This window comes from Allobosea sp. TND4EK4, from assembly GCF_900156025.1.
In the GTDB taxonomy this organism is placed as follows: domain Bacteria; phylum Pseudomonadota; class Alphaproteobacteria; order Rhizobiales; family Beijerinckiaceae; genus Allobosea.
The window spans coordinates 36,725-55,442 of the sequence record NZ_FTMO01000021.1 but is presented as its reverse complement, the minus strand read 5'-3'; the positions used below and the strand labels follow the sequence as shown (position 1 = coordinate 55,442).

The 18,718-nt window shown below is 62.2% G+C and carries 18 protein-coding genes and 5 pseudogenes; 11 read left to right on the top strand and 12 right to left on the bottom strand.

What is annotated here, in order from left to right:
- Nucleotides 1-214: 214 nt before the first annotated feature.
- Nucleotides 215-394, top strand: a pseudogene (locus tag BW981_RS19660) (ATP-binding protein); the annotation flags it as partial.
- Between the two features lie 325 nt (nt 395-719).
- Here BW981_RS19660 and BW981_RS19655 read toward each other — a convergent pair.
- The 12 genes and pseudogenes from BW981_RS19655 to BW981_RS19595 all read right to left on the bottom strand — a co-directional run bounded on the left by BW981_RS19655 (nt 720) and on the right by BW981_RS19595 (nt 12,517).
- Nucleotides 720-1,871, bottom strand: a complete 1,152-nt coding sequence (locus BW981_RS19655) for a cation:proton antiporter domain-containing protein (RefSeq protein WP_244560395.1) — start codon at nt 1,869-1,871, stop codon at nt 720-722.
- Nucleotides 1,872-1,926: 55 nt separating this feature from the next.
- On the bottom strand, nt 1,927-2,355 hold the full coding sequence (gene trxC / locus BW981_RS23525) for a thioredoxin TrxC (protein ID WP_076442292.1): 429 nt from the start codon (nt 2,353-2,355) through the stop codon (nt 1,927-1,929).
- Between the two features lie 50 nt (nt 2,356-2,405).
- Nucleotides 2,406-3,023, bottom strand: a pseudogene (locus BW981_RS23520) (ATP-dependent Clp protease proteolytic subunit); the annotation flags it as partial.
- Nucleotides 3,023-3,706, bottom strand: a complete 684-nt coding sequence (locus BW981_RS19640) for a rhomboid family intramembrane serine protease (protein ID WP_244560394.1) — start codon at nt 3,704-3,706, stop codon at nt 3,023-3,025. The pseudogene BW981_RS23520 and the gene BW981_RS19640, both read right to left, overlap by 1 nt.
- 99 nt (nt 3,707-3,805) lie before the next feature.
- A complete protein-coding gene (locus BW981_RS19635; protein WP_280174208.1) occupies nt 3,806-4,330 on the bottom strand; it encodes an NADH dehydrogenase ubiquinone Fe-S protein 4 in 525 nt (174 codons plus the stop codon).
- 37 nt (nt 4,331-4,367) lie between these two features.
- Nucleotides 4,368-4,979 carry a hypothetical protein gene (locus BW981_RS19630; protein WP_210188705.1) on the bottom strand — a complete coding sequence of 204 codons (612 nt, stop codon included), beginning with the start codon at nt 4,977-4,979 and terminating at the stop codon, nt 4,368-4,370.
- A gap of 73 nt (nt 4,980-5,052) precedes the next feature.
- Complete coding sequence (locus BW981_RS19625; protein WP_139333859.1) at nt 5,053-5,259, bottom strand: hypothetical protein; 207 nt, start codon at nt 5,257-5,259, stop codon at nt 5,053-5,055.
- Between the two features lie 2 nt (nt 5,260-5,261).
- Nucleotides 5,262-5,912, bottom strand: coding sequence for an HdeD family acid-resistance protein (locus BW981_RS19620; protein ID WP_076442282.1), 651 nt, complete (start codon nt 5,910-5,912; stop codon nt 5,262-5,264).
- A 174-nt stretch (nt 5,913-6,086) separates the two neighbouring features.
- Nucleotides 6,087-7,073, bottom strand: a complete 987-nt coding sequence (locus BW981_RS19610; protein WP_244560392.1) for a sigma-70 family RNA polymerase sigma factor — start codon at nt 7,071-7,073, stop codon at nt 6,087-6,089.
- A 210-nt stretch (nt 7,074-7,283) separates the two neighbouring features.
- Entirely contained in the window at nt 7,284-10,199 is a 2,916-nt protein-coding gene (locus BW981_RS19605) for an ATP-dependent Clp protease ATP-binding subunit (RefSeq protein WP_076442278.1), read from the bottom strand.
- A 61-nt stretch (nt 10,200-10,260) separates the two neighbouring features.
- Entirely contained in the window at nt 10,261-12,093 is a 1,833-nt protein-coding gene (gene ftsH, locus BW981_RS19600) for an ATP-dependent zinc metalloprotease FtsH (RefSeq protein WP_076442276.1), read from the bottom strand.
- A gap of 16 nt (nt 12,094-12,109) precedes the next feature.
- Nucleotides 12,110-12,517, bottom strand: coding sequence for a MarR family winged helix-turn-helix transcriptional regulator (locus BW981_RS19595; protein ID WP_244560391.1), 408 nt, complete (start codon nt 12,515-12,517; stop codon nt 12,110-12,112).
- A gap of 275 nt (nt 12,518-12,792) precedes the next feature.
- Between BW981_RS19595 and BW981_RS19590 the strand changes: the two genes are divergently transcribed.
- The 10 genes and pseudogenes from BW981_RS19590 to BW981_RS19540 form a co-directional block, all read left to right on the top strand.
- Nucleotides 12,793-13,167, top strand: coding sequence for an Hsp20/alpha crystallin family protein (locus BW981_RS19590; RefSeq protein ID WP_244560390.1), 375 nt, complete (start codon nt 12,793-12,795; stop codon nt 13,165-13,167).
- A gap of 14 nt (nt 13,168-13,181) precedes the next feature.
- Nucleotides 13,182-13,580 (top strand): Hsp20/alpha crystallin family protein, encoded by a 399-nt coding sequence (locus BW981_RS19585; protein ID WP_076442272.1) that lies wholly within the window; start codon nt 13,182-13,184, stop codon nt 13,578-13,580.
- Nucleotides 13,581-13,600: 20 nt separating this feature from the next.
- Nucleotides 13,601-14,092 (top strand): Hsp20/alpha crystallin family protein, encoded by a 492-nt coding sequence (locus tag BW981_RS19580; RefSeq protein WP_076442271.1) that lies wholly within the window; start codon nt 13,601-13,603, stop codon nt 14,090-14,092.
- Between the two features lie 123 nt (nt 14,093-14,215).
- The gene (locus tag BW981_RS19575; RefSeq protein ID WP_076442270.1) at nt 14,216-14,707 is read left to right on the top strand and encodes a phosphate-starvation-inducible PsiE family protein; all 492 of its coding nucleotides are present in this window, start codon (nt 14,216-14,218) and stop codon (nt 14,705-14,707) included.
- Nucleotides 14,704-15,822 carry a S1C family serine protease gene (locus BW981_RS19570; RefSeq protein WP_076442269.1) on the top strand — a complete coding sequence of 373 codons (1,119 nt, stop codon included), beginning with the start codon at nt 14,704-14,706 and terminating at the stop codon, nt 15,820-15,822. The genes BW981_RS19575 and BW981_RS19570 overlap by 4 nt, the downstream gene beginning before the upstream one ends.
- A 17-nt stretch (nt 15,823-15,839) precedes the next feature.
- A complete protein-coding gene (locus tag BW981_RS23515) occupies nt 15,840-16,220 on the top strand; it encodes a hypothetical protein (protein ID WP_244560389.1) in 381 nt (126 codons plus the stop codon).
- Entirely contained in the window at nt 16,220-16,546 is a 327-nt protein-coding gene (locus BW981_RS23510) for a transposase (RefSeq protein ID WP_083712503.1), read from the top strand. The genes BW981_RS23515 and BW981_RS23510 overlap by 1 nt, the downstream gene beginning before the upstream one ends.
- Before the next feature lie 72 nt (nt 16,547-16,618).
- Nucleotides 16,619-17,343 (top strand): annotated as a pseudogene (locus BW981_RS23505) (IS3 family transposase); the annotation flags it as partial.
- Nucleotides 17,344-17,417: 74 nt separating this feature from the next.
- A pseudogene (locus tag BW981_RS22370) lies at nt 17,418-18,190 on the top strand (IS5 family transposase).
- A pseudogene (locus BW981_RS19540) lies at nt 18,190-18,585 on the top strand (DDE-type integrase/transposase/recombinase); the annotation flags it as partial. The pseudogenes BW981_RS22370 and BW981_RS19540, both read left to right, overlap by 1 nt.
- Nucleotides 18,586-18,718: the final 133 nt, after the last annotated feature.

Genomic DNA, 18,718 nt, shown 5'->3' with positions numbered 1-18,718 from the left:
CGGCCCTCAGGCAGCCCGAAGCCGATCATCAGGCAGACATTGCACCGAACCCATCAGAGCGCCAGAAATCGGAGGGTTCTTGCGGGTGTCCAGCTTGACCAATGCGATTAGAGAACTTTTCAGGGGGCAGGCCATGGGCGTTTCCCAGTCGGTTGTCTTATGCACCTATGAAGATATTCAGCTGTGAGCAATTTGACTGCCCAAGAGGCACACGAGCAGGCTCTACGAGCGGACATCGATCATCGTCACGACGAACCTGGCCTTCGGCGAATGGCCGGCCGTATTCGGCGACGCCAAGATGACCGCCGCTCTGCTCGACAGGCTCACACACCATTGCGAGATCGTGGAAACCGGGAACGAATCCTGGCGCTTTAAAAACCGCTCTCAAAGCTAAAGCCGAAAAGACAAACAACCCGCGCCCGCAGGCCCCTGCGCTAAATGGAGAGCTCCGGGCCTACGCGCGCTGACCCGATGCAACTAGAGGCAGGGGTCCCTTTTGGGAGCCGATAAGGGGTCCCGTTACGACGCCTACTGACAAGCGGCGACACGACCAGCCAGCCGCCAAGCGCGATCAGGAGCCAGTTGTGCCAATTGCATGTGCTCAAGGCGCTCATTTCCGACAGCCAAAGGTAATCTCACTGTGACGACTTGCGCATCAGGCGCCAATGACCGCCGTCAATGTAGCAATAGCCATGCGCGAACGCTGGCGCATTCCAACTTCACTGCAGGTTCGACTGAGCATCTCGTCCGGCCCGCCGGACCAGAACACTCCCGCACAACATGCTTATGCCGATGGCGATGAACAAGGGACCGCCGAAGCTTGCGGGAAGGAGGCCTGAGGCCATCGAGACCGAAAGCAGCATGAGGCTGAATTCGCCGCCGTGAGCCAGGATAATGCTGGTTCGCAATGACGCCGGGAGGGGTTCGCCGAGGCAGCGAGCGACAGCGAGAAAGATCAGCGCCTTGCCAATAAATAGGATGCCGAGCCAGGCCAACACAGCGGGCGAGGATGACGCCAAGGTCCCGAGCGGAAGTTGCGTCCCGATGCCGATGAAGAAGATTCCGACGAAGAGATCGCGAAAGGGTCGGATTTCTCTTTCGACGGCATGACGCGCATCGCCTTCACCTATGACCATCCCGGCGGCGAAGGCAGCGAGCGCCGGGGAGAGCCCGGCGGAGGCTGCGGCGATAGCCGAGCCGAGTGCGATCGCGAGCGCGAGAAGCTGTGCAAGCTCTGGGTCGCCAGAGGCTGCAATCCACTTGGCGATCACCTGCAAAGGTCCCCGCGCGATGAAGAGAAGGACGACCAGCGCCACGGCTCCAAGAATTACGGTAATCGCTCCGAATCCTTCGGCGGCGCCGCTCGATGCATCGTGGAGCAACAGGAACACCACGGCGGCAATGTCCTGAAACAGAAGCACGGCGATCGCCATCCGCCCCTGCAGCGAGCCAAGGGCGTTCACGCTCGCCAGCACCTTGAGGCATAGCGCGGTGGATGACATCGCGACGGCTCCGCCGACGAGGACCGCGGGGACGATGCCAAGGTCGAACAGAGAGAATGTCGTCGCAGAAACGAGGATCGTCGTGACCGCAACCTGCGCCATGCCCAGACCGAAGACATGACGCTTGAGAGACGCGAGTTTCTCGAATGAGAATTCCAGGCCGAGCGCAAACAGCAGCAGGACCACCCCAATTTCCCCGATGGTGGTCAGGGCGGCGCTCTCCGACACCAGTCCGAGACCCGACGGTCCGATCAATAGCCCCGTGAGAATGTAGCCCGCAATGCTTGGAATTCCGATCCGCGCGCAGATCGTCACGAGCATAAATGCTGCAACAACAAGAAGAGCGCCACTTTCGAGAAAGCCGGTCATGCCGTGCAAATCGATTCCTTTCCACTTATCTGCGAGCGACGACGAAACGTGAAAATTACTCTCGTGACTGCGAGCGCGCCCAAGCCGTTATTTGCTGAGCCGTCATGGCGCCGCTGGTTCTGCCAACTTCCCGGCCTGCCGTGAACAGGATCATGGTGGGAATGCTGCGTATTCCGTACCGGCCCGCAATCTGCTGTTCCGCCTCCGTATCGAGCTTACCGAGGCGGACATGCGGCTCCAGTGAACGTGCGGCGGCTTCGAACTGGGGCGCCATCATCTTGCATGGCCCGCACCATTCTGCCCAGAAATCCACGAGCAATGGCAGCTCGGCGCTGGCGTGGCGGTCAAAATTGGACGCAGTGAGAATGACCGGCTTCCCCTGGAAGAGCCGAGCCCCACAACGGCCGCACTTGGGATCGTCGGCCAGGCGATCTTCGGGAACCCGGTTGGTCGTGTTGCACTGCGGGCATGCGAGTGTCGGCATCGCTTTTTCTCCGATGGAATTACCGTCCTGAATGACGCGGCGCTTCTTTCCAGCGACCGGGCGCGGTCCTGGTCCGTCTTTTCCGCGAGCAGCTGCAAAGCCATGGTCTGAACCTGGGTGATCGCCTTGCGGCCGATGTCGGCCATGACCAGCGTCTGGTCATCGACCTCGGCGATCGGCTTCTCCTCGGCAACCTTGATGATTGAAGCCGCCGGCATGCCGCCGAGCTGGGGGTCGATCGGGCCGAGCACAGAATGGCGACACATCACGATCTCGTCGGCCGCAATGGCGATCAGGGTCCCGCCTGACATTGCATAATGCGGCACGAAGACCGTCACCTTGCCCTTGTGCCCCTGGATCGCTTGGGCGATCTGGGTCGCCGCCAGCACGAGGCCGCCAGGCGTATGGAGCACGATGTCGAGAGGAACCTCGTCGCCGGTCATCTGGATGGCGCGCAGGACCTCCTCCGAGTCGTTGACGTCGATGTAGCGCATGAGGGGAAAGCCCAAGAGGTTCATGGTCTCTTGGCGATGGATCAGCAGAATGACGCGGCTGCCGCGCTTCTTCTCGATCTGCGCGATCTTTCGCGTGCGCATCGCTTCGAGATCCCGCCGCTGCAGCACGGGCTGTAGCGCCGACACGATGAAGAAAAGCCAGAAGACTTGCATCACGTCCATGGACCTTGTTTTCCTTTCCGGCGTCCATCCGGCAGGAAGCCGTAGACGCCTTCGTCCCGATAGTACTGGCGATAGGCTGCGCTCGGCCTGCGCAACAGTGGCGTGATGAGCCAGCCGGCGACGAAGCCGCCGATATGCGCCCACCAGGCGATCCCGCCCGATGCCTGGACACCCAATGAGAAGAAGCCCGGTACGAGCTGCATGAAGAACCAGATTAGGGCGAACGCGATTGCCCGCACTTCGAAGAACAACGGTATGAACACGATGGGCACCATCACGACCAGCCGGGCCGCCGGGAACATCCGCGTGTAACACCCGATCACGCCAGCGATTGCGCCGGATGCACCGAGCGCGGGCACGGCCGAGTCGGGATTGGCGAGCGCATGGGCCAGCCCGGCCGCCACGCCGCAGAACAGGTAGAACAGGATGAACCGCCCGGGGCCGAGACGGTCCTCGACCGCGGGACCGAAAATCCAGAGTGTCCACATGTTGAGGATGAGGTGCAGCCACCCCCCGTGCAGGAACATATTCGTCAGGAAGGGAGTCCAATCAAAGGGGGCGACAAGACTGAGCTGCCCGAAGAAGCGCGATGGCACAAGCGCGAACTCGAACAGGAACCGATCCAGCAGGCGCTGGGGCAGGCTGATCTGGTAGAGGAACGCGAGGACGTTCACCCCTAAGAGTGCCCAGACGATGACGGGAGGATATCTCCGCGCGACGGTGTCGAGAGAGGGAAACAAGTGCTCCGTGCCTGCTTCAGTTTAAAGTTCGAGTCACGGTTTCTTCGCCGCCACGGTAACACCTGTCCATGCCGGCGGATCGGATGCGGGGAAGGACTCGAGGCTCGCTTCGAGCACGGGATCGAAATCTGTGTGATCGGGCGCGGACAATTCCACGGCGCCGTCTCGTTCTACTACGCGTTGCAGGCTGTGGTCCGACCTTCCCGGCTTCTGTCGAGCGTGGATACGAAACGCCCCCGGTGCGTCAGCGCCCTTGTAGAGCTGATGTCTTTCGGCGCCCCGCCAACGATTGTGGTGGGCACGGGCCGGGGCGTCTTCGCGGACGATGTACAACCAGTCGTTGCGTTCGGCAAAGTCGATGGCGCTATGCCGATCAGGGAACTTGAGCCGTATCGGACGATAGGGATCGTCGCTGGACGTATAGCCCATGAGCGGCTCGATCCGGAGCGGTCGCGATGGCTCGAATTCGAGGACCCAGTAATTCGGCCGGGGCGCGGAGGTCATCGCTGACCGCGCCGGCCGGTAGATTATGGCCGTCGGCACGTCCCACGACCGCATGTCGGTCCCCGGCACCTTCGGCGGAAAGGGAGGACGATTATGTCCGCGCATTGCCGTTTTCCTTCTGATGTAGTTCCCGTTCGGAACTATCGAACTCAATCCGATCGAGATCTTGCATACGGTTCGAGTTCCGAAGAATGGCTTCGCGCGTTATACGCACGTTCCCTGCAGCAATCTCTTCGAGAATATCTCTGCGCATCGCAGAGGTCATTTCTGCGACAGCTTTCATGATATTCGAACCATCCTCTGAATTCAGTTTCCCGTCCCGCAGGCCCGAAATCAGGGTATCAAGGACATTCTCGAAGGAGGCGATGACGTCAGAACTACCCAGCACGGCCAACTTGTGGTTCAAGACCCGCAATTCATCAATCAGGTCGTCGTTGTGCAGAGCAGTCTCCACGATTTTGGCGACCTTCTCGATGCACGCCATGTAAATATCATTCTTCTGCTGGAGAATGATGACCTGTCCTTCCTTGCGAAGCTCCAGCTCAGTTTGCCTGTTCAGCAAGACCGCTGTCAGATAGATTGTCGCAACGGCCCCGAGAAACACCAGCACTACTTCCCGGGCGAAGGGAACGGGCTCGCTCTCGACGAACATCTCGCGAAAAGCGAGATATGCTGCTCCCCCAATGGCGATAGAGAAAAGCATGTAAATCAGGTCGCGAGTTCTATGCATCGAACGCCTATATACGGATTGTTTGGCGCAGTCAGGCTCCCTGCAATCATTCATCTCTACCATCTCCCGAAGCTTGCTCCGGAAGATGGTCGGCTGCGGTCTCTTCCATTGGCTCGTGCCGCAAGAAAACGGGCGTCGGCCCGGAACCGAACGGATTGAAGCCGACGCGCAAACATCGCTCGAAGATCGTTTCATCCCAACGAGTGATATCGTCGTCTTCGTCGCCAATGGATCGGTGGTGTTTGGTCGCCACGCTCACGCTTCACTGGGTTTGTTCATAATGTCACTGGAGAAGGGGCCGTCGGAACTACGAGCCTTGCGAAGCCGGAGGCCGAGCAACACCATCATCACGCCGAAGAAGGCAGCGTAGAAGCCGAGGAGCCAACCGAGCGCAAGAAAGGTCTCGACCGGGCGGGTGAGCAGCAGCCAGATTACGGCGACGCTCAGGGCAACCGAGACAAGACCGCTTAGAATAAGCCAGATCTCGCCTTTGATTTCCCTGCGCAGTCGGATCGCCGCGACGATTTCGAAGATGCCGGAGAACGCTGACCAGAAAGCGATGCTCGCCCAGAGGAAGGTGGCCAGTACCAGTGTGGCGACGAAGGGCGAGACCACCACAACGACACCGGTCGCAATTCCAAGGATGCCGCTGAACATCAGCCAGCCCCAACGTTCGCCCTTGCGGAGGTGCCGTACGGCGGCAATTAGTCCGAACACACCGTCGGCAAAAGAGAATGCGCCGAAGACGAGCGTCAAAGCAAGGAGCGACTCTGCCGGCATGATGAATGCCAGCACTGCAATCAAAAGCGCGAGAACGCCGCGCAGCACGAATGCCCACCAGTTCTTGGAGAGGCTGCAAAGAAGATCCACGCTGCCATGCACATTTTGTTTCGCGTCAGTGTTCATTTCTTCTGTTCCTCCTTGAGTTTTCAGAAGTTTCCTGGAACCGAGTTGCGCCGGCACTTTCTACGCTCATTCCCGAACGCGCAGGCCGGTAGATGATGGCCGTCGGCACGTCCCTCGACCGCATGTCTTTCCCAGGCGCCTTCGGCGGAAAGGGCGGTCGATTATGTCCGCGCGTCATGACGCTTCTCCCTTCACGTCGCCCAGGAGACCCCTCTCGATCCGATCCCGATCCAGAAGTGGCTGCGGGATGCGCGACGATTCCCTGAACCTCCCGGCGGTGTCAGCCGGGTATCCGGACGCCTGCATCTTCTCGCGAAGCTGCGCCCGCGCGGATTGGGCGATCCGTCGGACGTCATCTTCCGGAATGCCGAGGATTTGGGAGACGTGCTCCGCCGTGTCGTTCTCCAGATCGAGCCGCAGCAGCACCCTGCGCCACAGCGCCGGGAGCGCCGCGACGGCCCGGTGCAGCGCCAGGGCCTCCTCGCGCCGCGCCGCTTCGGCCTCGGAATTGGCGGCGGAGCCGTCGGCCACGAGGTCTTCCAGACGCAGGGCTTCGTCGGGCTGATAGAACTCGAACATCTCCTGGTCGGCCTCGGTCGGATCCTGCGCCGGGGCCTCGGGCTCGGAGTCGAGAGAGGCGGCGCTATCCGGCAGCGCATGGCTGGCCTCCCGTGCCGCAGCGTCGATGATCTCGAAGGCGAGCCGCGTCAGCCAGTTGCCGACCGAGAACTCTGCCAGCCGCTGCTCGAACCGCTCAAGGCCTTTCAGGATCGTCGCATCAACCAGATCACCGACATCGAGACGGCCTTCGCGGACCGACCCGCTGGCCTCCAGGTAGGTCAATTCGCGCCTCACGGTGTCGTAGACCGCATCGAGATGATCCTCAATCAGGCCGAAATAGAGTGTGCGCCGTTCGGCCTCGGCCATGTCCTGTGCAGGCGGCAGCAGCGCCTTGATCCGGGCGCGGCGTGCGAGGCGCTTCCACTGCGGCTCGCCCTTGAGCAGCGCCACCTTCCGATCGACACGTCTGCGCAGATCGGCGAACGCCTTGTGCAGGACAGGTTCGATCTCGAATCCGTCCTCCTGCGCTGCGATCACGCCCGAGGGCAGTTGCAGACGCAGGCTGGCGTGTATGCGGGTCTTTCCCTCCGTCTGCGACACGGAGATCTCCAAACAAACCAGCTCGGGTCGGAAGCGCTTGAGATGACCTTCAAGCTGCCGGACCTCCTCGGCGATCACCTCGGGTGCGCGCTGCCGCCCGTGGCGGTCGAGATTGCGAAATGCGGTTCGAATCTTCATGTTCGCTGACTTTTGCGTTGGAGGTCCGGCCGGAATGGGCGCAGTGGCCCGTGTCCGGCCGGGCCGCTGGTATCAGGCGGACGGTTTTTGTTCGCCAGACGAGCTCTTCGGTGACTTTTTGTCGGGCTCCTCTGCACTTGGCTTGTGTTCTCTGTTCGCCGACTTTCGCTTGCCCTTTTTGCCTAGTGCGCCATTCGACTCGTCTGCGTCCTTGGTCGACGCATCGGCAGGCTTGGCCCTTTCGAGCTTCTCGAAGACCACCTTCTGATCCTCGGCCGACCAAGCGACGCGTACCCTGTCGCCGTCCGCGATACGGCCCGACAGCATCTGTCGAGCGAGCTCGGTCTCGAGTTGCGAGCGGATCAGTCGCCGCAACTCGCGAGCGCCGAACTCGGGACGGAACCCGACTGCTGCGAAGTGGTCCACGGCACTCGCGTCGAACTCAAGCTCAACGCCCTGGCCCGTGGCGGTTCGCTTGACGCGTGCCAGCTGCAGCTCGACGATCCGGCGGATTTCGGCCTGGTTCAGCGAGTGGAAGACGATGATCTCGTCGATCCGGTTGATGAACTCTGGCCGGAAATGACCGCGCAAGACCTCCATCAGCTCGGCCTTCTGCTTCGCCTCGTCGAACTCCTGCGTCCCGCGCTTTTTGAGGTTGCGCTGGATGATGTCGGAACCGAGGTTCGAGGTGGCGATGATAATGGTGTTGGTGAAGTCCACCACGCGGCCCTTGCCATCTGTCAGGCGGCCATCGTCGAACACCTGAAGCAGGATGTTATAGACATCCGGATGCGCCTTCTCGATTTCGTCGAGGAGCACGACCGAGTAGGGCCGACGGCGGACCTTCTCGGTCAGTTGCCCGCCTTCGTCGTATCCGACATAGCCCGGAGGTGCCCCGACAAGCCGGGCAACGGAGTGCCGCTCGCCATATTCCGACATGTCTATACGGATCATAGCGTCTTGATCGCCGAAGATAACCTCGGCGAGCGTCTTGGCCAGTTCCGTCTTGCCGACGCCGGTCGGGCCGAGGAACAGGAAGGTCGCGGTCGGACCGCGTCCTTCGCGCAGACCCGCACGCGCCAGGCGCACCGCGTCGGCCACAGCTCGGATCGCCTCTTCCTGGCCAATAACGCGCTCGTGCAACTTCTCCTCGAGCTTGAGGAGCTTGTCTTTCTCCTCGGTGGTCAGCTCCGTGACCGGAACACCAGTGATCTTCGAGACGATCTGGGCGACATGGTCGACGCGCACTTCGGCCGTGGCCGATGCCTGGTCGCGTTTCCAGACTTCCAGTAGCTCGTCCAGTTCCTTCTGCTTGGTTTCCAGCTCTCTCTTGAGTTCCGCTGCCCGGTCGAACTGCTTGCGGGCCGCGGCGTAATCCTGCTCGCGCTTGATCTGTTGGACCTCGGCATCGAGCTCCTGCACGTCAACCGGGCGCGCGGTGGCGCTGATCTTCACGCGCGCGGCAGCCTGGTCGATCAGGTCGATCGCCTTGTCGGGCATGAAGCGGCCGGTGATATACCTGTCCGAAAGCTCTGCCGCCGCGACGATGGCTTCGTCGGTGATCGTGACCTTGTGATGGGCCTCCAGAGTATCCCGCAGACCACGCAGGATCATGATCGTCTGCGCGACCGTCGGTTCGGGGACATAGACCGGCTGGAAGCGGCGTTCGAGCGCGGCGTCCTTCTCGATATATTTTTGATATTCGTTGAGAGTCGTTGCGCCGATCAGATTCAATTCGCCCCGCGCCAGCGCCGGCTTGAAGGTGTTCGCGATGTCGAGCCCGCCTTCACCGCCACCCTGGCCCGCGCCGACAATCGTGTGGATCTCGTCGATGAACAGGATAAGGCTGTCCTTCTCCTCGGTGATCTCCTTGAGGATCTTCTGGACTCGTTCCTCGAACTCGCCACGGTATTTCGACCCGGCGACCATAGAGTTGATGTTGAGCTCTACCAACCGCTTGTCGCGCAACGCCTCGGGCACCTCGCCAGCGACGATCCGCTGCGCCAGCCCCTCGACGATGGCGGTCTTGCCCACGCCGGGCTCGCCGATCAGGACGGGATTGTTCTTCTTGCGCCGGGCCAGCACTTCGATCGTCGTCTCGATCTCTCGAGCGCGGCCGATGACGGGGTCGAGCTTGCCCTCGCGGGCGAGTTTGGTCAGGTCACGACTGTATTGGTCGAGATCGGGCGTGCTGGAGGGGGCCTCCACGCGGCCTTCCTCGGCGCCTTTGCCGACGACCTTCGTCACCTGCTGGCGCAGCGCCTGCGGCGTCAATCCGTATTTGCGGAGGATCGACGCGGCGAGACCCTCACCCTCCTCGGCGAGGCCGATCAGCAGGTGCTCAGGGCCAACATAGGAGTGGCCCAACTCGTTCGAGGCGATAAAGGCCCGGTTCAGCGCGTCCTTGAGGCGCGGACTGACGCCGATCTCGCCTTGCGGCTTGGCATCGCCGCGCTTTGCCTCTGTCTCGATCTGTCGACGCAGATCGTCCACATCGACCTTGAATTGCTCGAGGATGGTCTTGACGACCTCGGAAGCAGTCAGGGCCAGAAGCAAATGTTCGGTATCGACTTCGCTACGCCCGAACTCTCCGGCCTTTTGCGCCGCTTCCTGCAAAAGCTTGTTGCCCTGCTCGCTCAGCCGGTCGGCGATTGTCCGTCCGCCCCCGCCGCGACGGACGCCGCGCCGGGCGGCGGCATCGTCGAAGGTTGCGTCAACGGCATCGTCGCCGCCCGCAGACCCGAGCGCGCTTCCCGCCAACGGGCTGTCGCCGAAGAGGCTTCCGAATCCGCTGTCGCCGAAGAACTCGTCGAGCAGCGAGCGCCTTCCAAAGAGCGATTCGAGCGGCGACGCGCTGCGGCCAGACCGGCGCACCATCTCGCGATAATGCTGATCGCACAGTTCCATGTCCTGCACGCGGTCGTTGACCGAGGCCCGGACGCGGGCCGTCGCCGGGCGGCCGCAGATGTCGCAATTACCGTTTGCCATTTGTGTTCTCCCTTCGCTCATCCAGTTCGATTTGTTCGCGCCATCCGCGCAGCTAAGGACGTCATGCCGCAACCGCTTCCGTTCTTTTCACCTTGAGGCCGATTTCCTTCAGTTCGGTCTCATCCAGCGTTTCTCGTTGCAAGAGATCGCGTGCAGACTGCTCAAGAAGACCTCGGTTGCTTTCGAGAAGCGCCAGCGTGCGCTTGAAGACGCCATCCACGACCTCGCGCACCTTCTGGTCCATGCGCTCGGCCGTCGCCTCGCTGTAGCGTCGGTTGAGCCAGGACGCCTGATCGCCGGTCCCGAGGAAGCCCGGGCGTTCGCTGTCGTAGCTGACATTGCCGAGATCGGGATCCATGCCATAGCGCGCGATCATGGCGCGGGCGATGTCGGTGGCCTTCACCAGATCGTCCGCCGCGCCGGTCGAGAGATGGTTATAGACGATCTTTTCCGCCGCCCGCCCGCCCAACAGCACCGCGATCTTGTTCTCGAGCTCCTCGCGCGTCATCAGGAAGCGGTCCTCGGTCGGCCGCTGGATCGTGTAGCCAAGCGCGCCAATGCCGCGGGGGATGATCGAGACCTTGTGCACCGGATCGACGCCTGGCAGGGCCATCGCCACCAGCGCGTGGCCCATCTCGTGATGCGCGACGATCTCGCGCTCGCGCGGGTTCAGCACGCGGTTCTTCTTCTCCAGCCCCGCGACGATGCGCTCGACGGCGTTGTTGAAGTCGTCCATCGTCACCGCATCGGCCTTGCGGCGGGTGGCGAGCAGCGCCGCCTCGTTGACCAGATTGGCGAGATCGGCGCCCGAAAAGCCCGGCGTTAATGCCGCCACCTTCTCGGCATCGACGTCCGGGGCGAGCTTCACCTTCTTCATGTGCACGCCGAGAATCTGCACGCGACCCTTCTTGTCGGGCCGGTCCACCAGAACCTGCCGGTCGAACCGGCCCGCGCGGAGAAGCGCAGGGTCGAGGATCTCGGGCCGGTTGGTGGCGGCCAGGAGCACGATGCCGACCGACGGGTCGAAGCCGTCGAGCTCAGTAAGAAGCTGGTTGAGCGTCTGCTCGCGCTCGTCATGCCCGCCGGCGATCTGGCCGGCCGAGCGCGCGCGACCGAGCGCATCGAGCTCGTCGATGAAGATGATCGCGGGCGCCGACTTGCGGGCCTGCTCGAACAGGTCGCGGACGCGCGCCGCGCCGACCCCCACGAACATCTCGACGAATTCCGAGCCGGAGATCGAGAAGAAGGTGACGCCTGCCTCGCCGGCCACGGCGCGGGCGAGCAGCGTCTTGCCCGTTCCGGGTGGGCCGACCAGCAGGATACCCTTTGGAATGCGGGCGCCGAGCTTGCCGTATTCGGCCGGATTCCTCAGGAATGCGACGACTTCCTCGAGCTCGGCCTTGGCCTCGTCCACGCCGGCGACGTCGGCAAAACTGACGCCGGTCTCCTTCTCCATGTAGACCTTGGCCTTGCTTCGGCCGACCTGCATGAAGCCGCCGAAACCCTGCTTCTCGGCGAAACGGCGGAAAAGGAGCATCCAGATCCCGAAGAACACGAGCGCCGGTGCCACCCAGGAGATCACCGTGCCGAGCAGGGTGTTCTGCGGAACGCCCCTGATCTCCACGCCGGAGCGGTCGATCCGCTCGAGAATTGCGGGATTCACCACCGTCGTGACAAACTGCCTCTTGCCACCGATCGGTTCGATGAAACTTCCGGTAATCGTTTCCGATCCGACTGTGACCGAAGCGATCTTACCATCATTGAGATATTTCTCGAACTGGCTGTAGCTGATTGGCGCGACAGACTGCCAGCTACCGATCAGGCTCTGGATAAGGACCACAGCCACGAACGCCGCGACCCAGTACCATATGTTGTATTCGGTTCTCTTTTCCACGCCGACACCGTCCCTTCTAGCGCGAAAGCCGCGCGCGTATGCGCTCGAGAAGGGCAAGAAGGATCTGTCTCTCTTCGAGCGACAGATCCTGCAGTATTTCCTCTTCGAGCAGCGATTGCCGAGGCTCGAGGTCTCGCAGAACCGAGTTCGCCTTTTCCGTCGTCGTGACGATCTGCGATCGCCGGTCGCCAGGCGAAGGCGAACGTTCGACCCAGCCGCCTCGCACCATGCGGTCGACAAGTTGGCTGGCTGTCGCGCTTCCGACCTCCAGCCGCGCCGCCAGTTCGCCGATCGTGAGGCCCGCCGCTTCCGCTACATGAGCCGCAGCCATCCAGGACAGGCGTGTCAGCCCGCTGTCGCCGATCTCGCTGTCGATCCGCTGCTGGATCAGCTGAGCGACACGATGGATCGTCGTGCCGATCAAGTCATGGCCGGTTGAGATCATCGTGCAGTCCGTCATCTGCATCGCAACAACGTCGATCATGCGCCGCCATGACTTGTTTTGCTAGCAATAAATCTGCTTGCAAAACACTATGCTTGGTGTAGGCTTGCCATTATTCGCGAACCGTTGGCGCCGGCTGCCGCAAAGAAGGTGCTCCGTTGGCTGCATAGCGGTTGCACTCCAGCTTCAGGAGGTCGGCAATGCTCTATCCGATACGAGGTCGCCGCAACGATCCCTTCGCACTCATGCGCTCCATGATGCACGATCTCGAAAGCAGCGGCGTCTGGCCGTCGACGTCTCGCGTGACATTCCCGGCGGTGAATGTCTGGCAGGGCCCGGACGCCATCGCGGTCACTGCGGAACTGCCCGGAATTGAAGCGGACAATGTCGAGATTTCGGTCAAGGGCAACGTTCTGACGGTTTCGGGCGAACGCAAGGCTCCTGCTATCCCCGAGGGCGCGCGCTGGCACCGCAACGAACGGGGCTACGGCAAGTTCTCCCGCGCTATCCGCCTGCCGTTCGCGGCTACGGACGACAAGGTCGAGGCGAGGATGATCAACGGGGTGCTGAGGATTGTCGTCTCCCGCCCCGAGGAAACGAAGCCGAGACGGATCGACGTCAAGGCGGCATGACTGGAGACGAACCGATGACTGGCGACATCACGCAGGCCACCGAAAAGACACCGACGGATGCTCCCGAAACCAGAACGGGCGGCCGCATCTATCGCCCGCTGACGGATATCGTCGAAACGGATCAGGGCGTCTCGATGATGCTCGAGTTGCCCGGCGTCGGGCCCGATCATGTCGAGATCACCCTCGAGAATCGCGTGCTGACGGTCCGTGGCAAGGTCGAGCAGACCCAGCCCGATAACCTGCAGCTCGCCTACGCCGAATATGGCGAAGGCGATTTCGAGCGCGCATTCTCCCTGTCGGAAGACTTCGACCCCGACAGGATCGAAGCTGAGATGCGCAACGGCGTTCTGACCTTGACGCTTCCGCGATCCGCCGAAACGCAACCGAGAAGGATTGCCGTCAGAGGCGCCTGACAACCACGGGAGACGACATCATGCAGATCAAGGACCTTATCCCCTGGGCGCGCAAGGACAGCGCCCCTGAAGCCAAACGCGGCGAAGACAATCCGCTTGCGACGCTTCAGCGCGAAATGAACCGTGTGTTCGAGAACTTCTGGGACCGGGTCGGTAATCTCGACTGGCCCTGGGGAAGCGGTGAGGCAAAGTCCGACATGGTCGAGACCGACAATGCGATCGAGGTCTCGATCGAGCTGCCGGGAATGGAAATGAAGGACATCGAGGTGACGGTTAACGACGACATGCTGACCGTGAAGGGGGAGAAGAGGATCGAGCGTCAGGAAGAGAAGAAGGGATACTATCTGTCCGAGCGCAGCTATGGCGCGATCTACCGGACGATACCGCTGCCCCCCGGCGTGGACGGCGAAAAGGTGCAGGCCTCGTTCAAGAACGGGGTGCTGACCATCCGGCTTCCGCAGACGCCGGAGGCGCAGGCGAAAGTCAAACGCATCGAAGTCAAGAACGGTTGATCCAAACGAGCCAGATGGGCGTCAGATTGCGACGCCCATCCGGCCGAGGTGGGGATCGCCCCCAGCATCCTTCGCCGAAGCTCTGGGGAAAGCTCCGCCGGGGCTAAATTTCAGGGGAAAGCAATGAAACGGCGGACGCTGTTCGAACTGACCCGAGAACAATGGTCGGCGTTGACAGTCTATGAGAAGTTTGAGCAGGCCGTCATCTTTCTCCTCAGCGCCATAATCGCTGTGGTTGTCGTGGCATCCGTCTGGGCTCTCCTGCGCGAAGTGCTGAGCCGGTTGGTCCTCGGCGCGCTCGACCCGCTCGACTTCGCGACCTTCCAGATCGTGTTCGGGATGATCTTCACCGTCGTGATCGCACTTGAGTTCAAGCGCTCCCTTCTGGTAGTAACGCAGCGCCAGTTCGGGATCCTTCAGGTCCGCACGATCATTCTGATTGCGCTGCTTGCGATCACGCGCAAGTTCATCATCCTCGATCTCGGTGAAACGAGCGCGGCCAAGATAGCTGCGCTCGCCGGAGCCGCCCTGGCCCTTGGCGCGATTCACTGGCTGGTGCGTGATCAGGATGCGCGCGAGCAGCTTCAATCTGAAAAATCGGGAGACGCTGTGTGAACGCGCCATTCTTCACCCGCGTGGTTTCAGTCACCGCGGCCGCACTTTTGGTTGTGGCTGCATGGCAGAGTTTCCCGCTCCTGAGCGGGATCCTGCTTGGTCGCTTCGCCGAGCCACGCTCCGTCGCGCCGAGGGGTGATCTCGCCGCGTCCGAACAGAGTTCGATCGCGATTTTCGAGACGGCGCGCGACAGCGTCGTGTTCATCACGACGGCAGAGCGCGTGGTCGATCCCTGGACGCGAAACGCCTACGACGTGCCGAGCGGCAGCGGGTCAGGATTCGTCTGGGATGAGCTTGGCCATGTGGTGACGAACAACCATGTCATCGCGGCCGCCAGCCGCGCGATCGTTCGGTTGGCGGATGGTCGCGCTTTTCCCGCACGCCTCGTCGGACGTGCGCCAGAGCACGATCTGGCAGTGCTACATATCGGCGTCGGCGCGGGCCGGCCGGCGCCGATATCGGTGGGGACCAGCAGGGATTTGCGTGTCGGTCAGAACGTCTTCGCCATTGGCAACCCGTTCGGCCTCGACTGGACGATGACGACGGGGATCGTTTCGGCTCTCAACCGCGAGTTGCCAAGCGACGGCGGGCGGCCGATCCGGGGTCTGATCCAGACAGATGCGGCCATCAACCCTGGCAATTCCGGGGGGCCTCTCCTCGAAAGCGCTGGTCGCCTGATCGGTGTTAACACTGCCATCTATAGTCCGTCTGGCGGAAGCGCCGGTATCGGCTTCGCGGTACCAGTCGACACGGTTAATCGTGTCGTGCCGCAGTTGATCGCTCACGGTCGTTATGCACCCCCGAGCCTCGGTATCCGGTTCGACCCGCGAGTGGATGCGGCCCTCGCCGGCAATGGCGCCGCTGGCGTCCTCGTGCTCGGGATTGATCCCAAAGGTCCGGCCGCCCAAGCGGGTCTCATACCGTCACGCCTTACATCCGACGGACGAATTGTGGTAGGCGACCGCATCGTAGGTCTTGGCGATACCAAGATCGATGATGCCTCGGATTTGATCGCCGCATTGGAAAGGTACATCCCCGGCAATACGGTAGATTTACTTATTACTCGTGGAGGCCAACAGCTTCGTGTTGCAATTGCGCTCGGCAGTTCCTCTTAGGGTCCTTTCTGATTGGGATGGCTGACGTCACGCTACTGGTTCTGGTCTCACTGAACCGCTTCGGAATTGCCGGAGGCCAGTTTCATCAAATTGTGCTGCCATGGGCGTGTTCGCGTCGTGCGGCGGCGCGCCATTTCGGCGTGAGCGAGAGCTTTGCGGTCAAGCTGCTTCAGCGGGCGAGCAAGCTGAAGACGCTGCGTCCCGCACGCCAGGGGCGCCCGGCCGGGAGCAGGTTGGATACGCACGGCGCCTTCCTGGTGGCGCAGGTCGAGGCGAGGCCCGACATCACGATGCCGGAGCCGGCCGCCCGGCTGGTCACGGCGACGGGTGTCGGCGCGGCGCCGGCGGTTCTGTCGCGCTTCCTGTGCCGGCGGGGCTTCACATATAAAAAGCGCTGATGGCATCGGAATGCGCACGCGCGGACATTGCTGAGCAGCGCCATCTCTGGATCACGCGCTGCCAGCCGCTGATGCGGCTCCAACCTCATCGGCTCGTCTTCATCGACGAGACGGCGATCACCACCAAGATGGTTCGGCTGCGCGGCCGCAGCCCCCGCGGCGAGCGGTTGCCGGCGTCGGCCCCCTTCGGACACTGGCGCACACAGAGCTTCAGCGCAGGCCTGCGCTGCCACGGCCTGACCGCGCCGTGGATCATCGACAAGGCGATGGATCGCATCGCCTTCGACCTCTACGTCGAGACCCAGCTCGCCCCGACCCTGTTGTAGGGCAACGTCGTCTGGACTGCGCCCGGTCCGTTAGACACCGCCGACCTATCCTTTGAGCATAGGAGGTTGATCATAAGTTCGCAGAGATTTGCGCCGGAGTTCAAGGAGGAGGCGGTCAGGCAGGTCGTCGAGCGGAGTTACTCCGTACCCGATGTAGCTGCACGCCTGGGCTTTTCGGCCCACAGCCTATACAAGTGGGTCAAGGCGGTTTCGCCTGACCGATCCGAGCAGCAGACGAAGGAGCTGCTGGAAGCCAGGAGCGAGATGCTTCGCTTGCGGGCTGAGATGCGTCGGGTCGAGGAGGAGCGCGATCTGCAAAAAAAAGCCGCGCGGTACTTTGCCAGGCAACCCGAGTGAAGTACCGCTTTATGAATGAGCACCGGCATGACTATGCCGTCACGCTGATGTGCCGTGTCCTGCGGGTTGCCAGGGCCGGATTTCATGCTTGGCTTCATGCCCCGGTATCGGATCGCGACATCGAGGATGCCCGATTGCTGGAGCTCATCCGGCACTCCCATGCGGGCAGTCATTAGATTTATGGGGCTCGCCGGGTGTTCGGCGACCTGCGGGAAGTCGGCGAAACCTGCGGCCTGCACCGTGTCGAGGGGCTCATGCGACGCCACAAGATCCGGGCCGTCCGCGGCTACAGGAAGCCCCGGGCGTTTACCGGTCGTCCGTCCCTCATCGCGCCCAATCACTTGCAGCAAGCGTTCACCGTCGACGCACCCAACAAGGTCTGGGTTACCGACATCCGGACCTGGCAGGGCTGGCTGTACCTGGCCGTGGTGCTGGACCTAGGCCGTAAACCCATAAGCGCGTCCGGCCGATTCCAGCGCCGTCGATTTCGTGATTCAAGCTCCGAAAGAGGAGCTTGGCGATGGGCCGCTACGAACTTAGCGATTTCGAATGGACGGCGATCGAGCCGCATCTTCCCAACAAGCCGCGCGGTGTACCCCGTGTCGATGATCGCCGGGTCCTGAACGGCATCTTCTAGGTGCTCCGCTCGGGCGCGCCCTGGGCGGATGTGCCGGCGCGCTATGGGCCGCCGACGACGATCTACAATCGCTTCAACCGCTGGCGCAAAGCCGGCGTCTGGGATCGGCTGATGGACGCGATCACAAAGGCTTACGACGGCGACGTCCAGATGATCGATACCTCGGTCGTGCGGGTCCACCAGCAGGGTGCAACCGGAAAAAGGGGGGTCGAGATCGTTGTCTCGGTCGCTCGCGAGGCGGGCTCACCACCAAAATCCACGCCCTCGTCGATGCGAAAGGGCGCCCGATCCAGCTCAAGCTGACGGCGGGCCAGGCCAGTGACATCGCCAGCGCCGCAGAGCTGACGGGCCACCTCGCTCCGGGCGCGATGCTATTGGCTGACAAGGGCTACGACGCCAACGCCCTGCGCGCGCTCGTCGGCGAACGCGGAGCCTGGGCCAACATCCCGCCCAAGAGCCATCGGAAGGACCCGATCTGCTTCAGCCGCCACCTCTACCGCGACAGGAACCTGATCGAGCGCTTCTTCAACAAGATCAAACAGTTCCGCCGCGTCGCCACACGCTACGACAAGCTCGCGGAGAACTTCCTCGCAAGCCTCAAGCTCGCATGCGTCAGGATCTGGCTACGCCGTAATGAGTCGACGGCCTAGCTCGTGTGGTGGGCTGGTCGATGAAACCGACGCTGAGCCGCGAACTGGCGCTGGATGCCCTCCTCATGGCGGTCTGGGACCGCAAGCCCGACGGACGCGTCTTGGTGCAATCCGACCAGGGAAGCCAATATGGCAGCGACGACTTCAAGCGGTTCTGCGCCGCCCATTCGCTCGACACCAGCATGAGCAGGCGCGGCAACTGCTGGGACAACGCGGTGGCCGAATCCTTCTTCAGCAGCCTGAGAAAGGAACGCATCCAGAAACGCATCTACCAGACCCGCGCCTTGGCCCGCGCCGACATCTTCGACTACCTTGAGACGTTCTACAACCGAACCCGCCGCCACAGCCATCTCGGCAGCATCAGTCCCGAGGCGTTCGAACGCGCATCGGCGTGAGACTCGGCTTTGTCCGCGAAACCGGGGACCGTCCAGTAGCCCGATGGCGTCCACGAAACTCGGGGCTATTCATTGTGAGCATCTTTGAGGCCGACGGCCATCTGCATCTCATCGAAGTTTGCTAAGCGGCCGA

Coding starts and splice junctions, on each gene's coding strand:
- BW981_RS23510 (WP_083712503.1), top strand. CDS start 16,220: ATGGCATCGGAATGCGCACGCGCGGACATTGCTGAGCAGCGCCATCTC.
- BW981_RS19585 (WP_076442272.1), top strand. CDS start 13,182: ATGACTGGCGACATCACGCAGGCCACCGAAAAGACACCGACGGATGCT.
- BW981_RS19620 (WP_076442282.1), bottom strand. CDS start 5,912: ATGAACACTGACGCGAAACAAAATGTGCATGGCAGCGTGGATCTTCTT.
- BW981_RS19630 (WP_210188705.1), bottom strand. CDS start 4,979: ATGCTTTTCTCTATCGCCATTGGGGGAGCAGCATATCTCGCTTTTCGC.
- trxC (WP_076442292.1), bottom strand. CDS start 2,355: ATGCCGACACTCGCATGCCCGCAGTGCAACACGACCAACCGGGTTCCC.
- BW981_RS19575 (WP_076442270.1), top strand. CDS start 14,216: ATGAAACGGCGGACGCTGTTCGAACTGACCCGAGAACAATGGTCGGCG.
- BW981_RS19590 (WP_244560390.1), top strand. CDS start 12,793: ATGCACGATCTCGAAAGCAGCGGCGTCTGGCCGTCGACGTCTCGCGTG.
- BW981_RS19605 (WP_076442278.1), bottom strand. CDS start 10,199: ATGGCAAACGGTAATTGCGACATCTGCGGCCGCCCGGCGACGGCCCGC.
- BW981_RS19580 (WP_076442271.1), top strand. CDS start 13,601: ATGCAGATCAAGGACCTTATCCCCTGGGCGCGCAAGGACAGCGCCCCT.
- BW981_RS19655 (WP_244560395.1), bottom strand. CDS start 1,871: ATGACCGGCTTTCTCGAAAGTGGCGCTCTTCTTGTTGTTGCAGCATTT.
- BW981_RS19635 (WP_280174208.1), bottom strand. CDS start 4,330: ATGCGGTCGTGGGACGTGCCGACGGCCATAATCTACCGGCCGGCGCGG.
- BW981_RS23515 (WP_244560389.1), top strand. CDS start 15,840: ATGGCTGACGTCACGCTACTGGTTCTGGTCTCACTGAACCGCTTCGGA.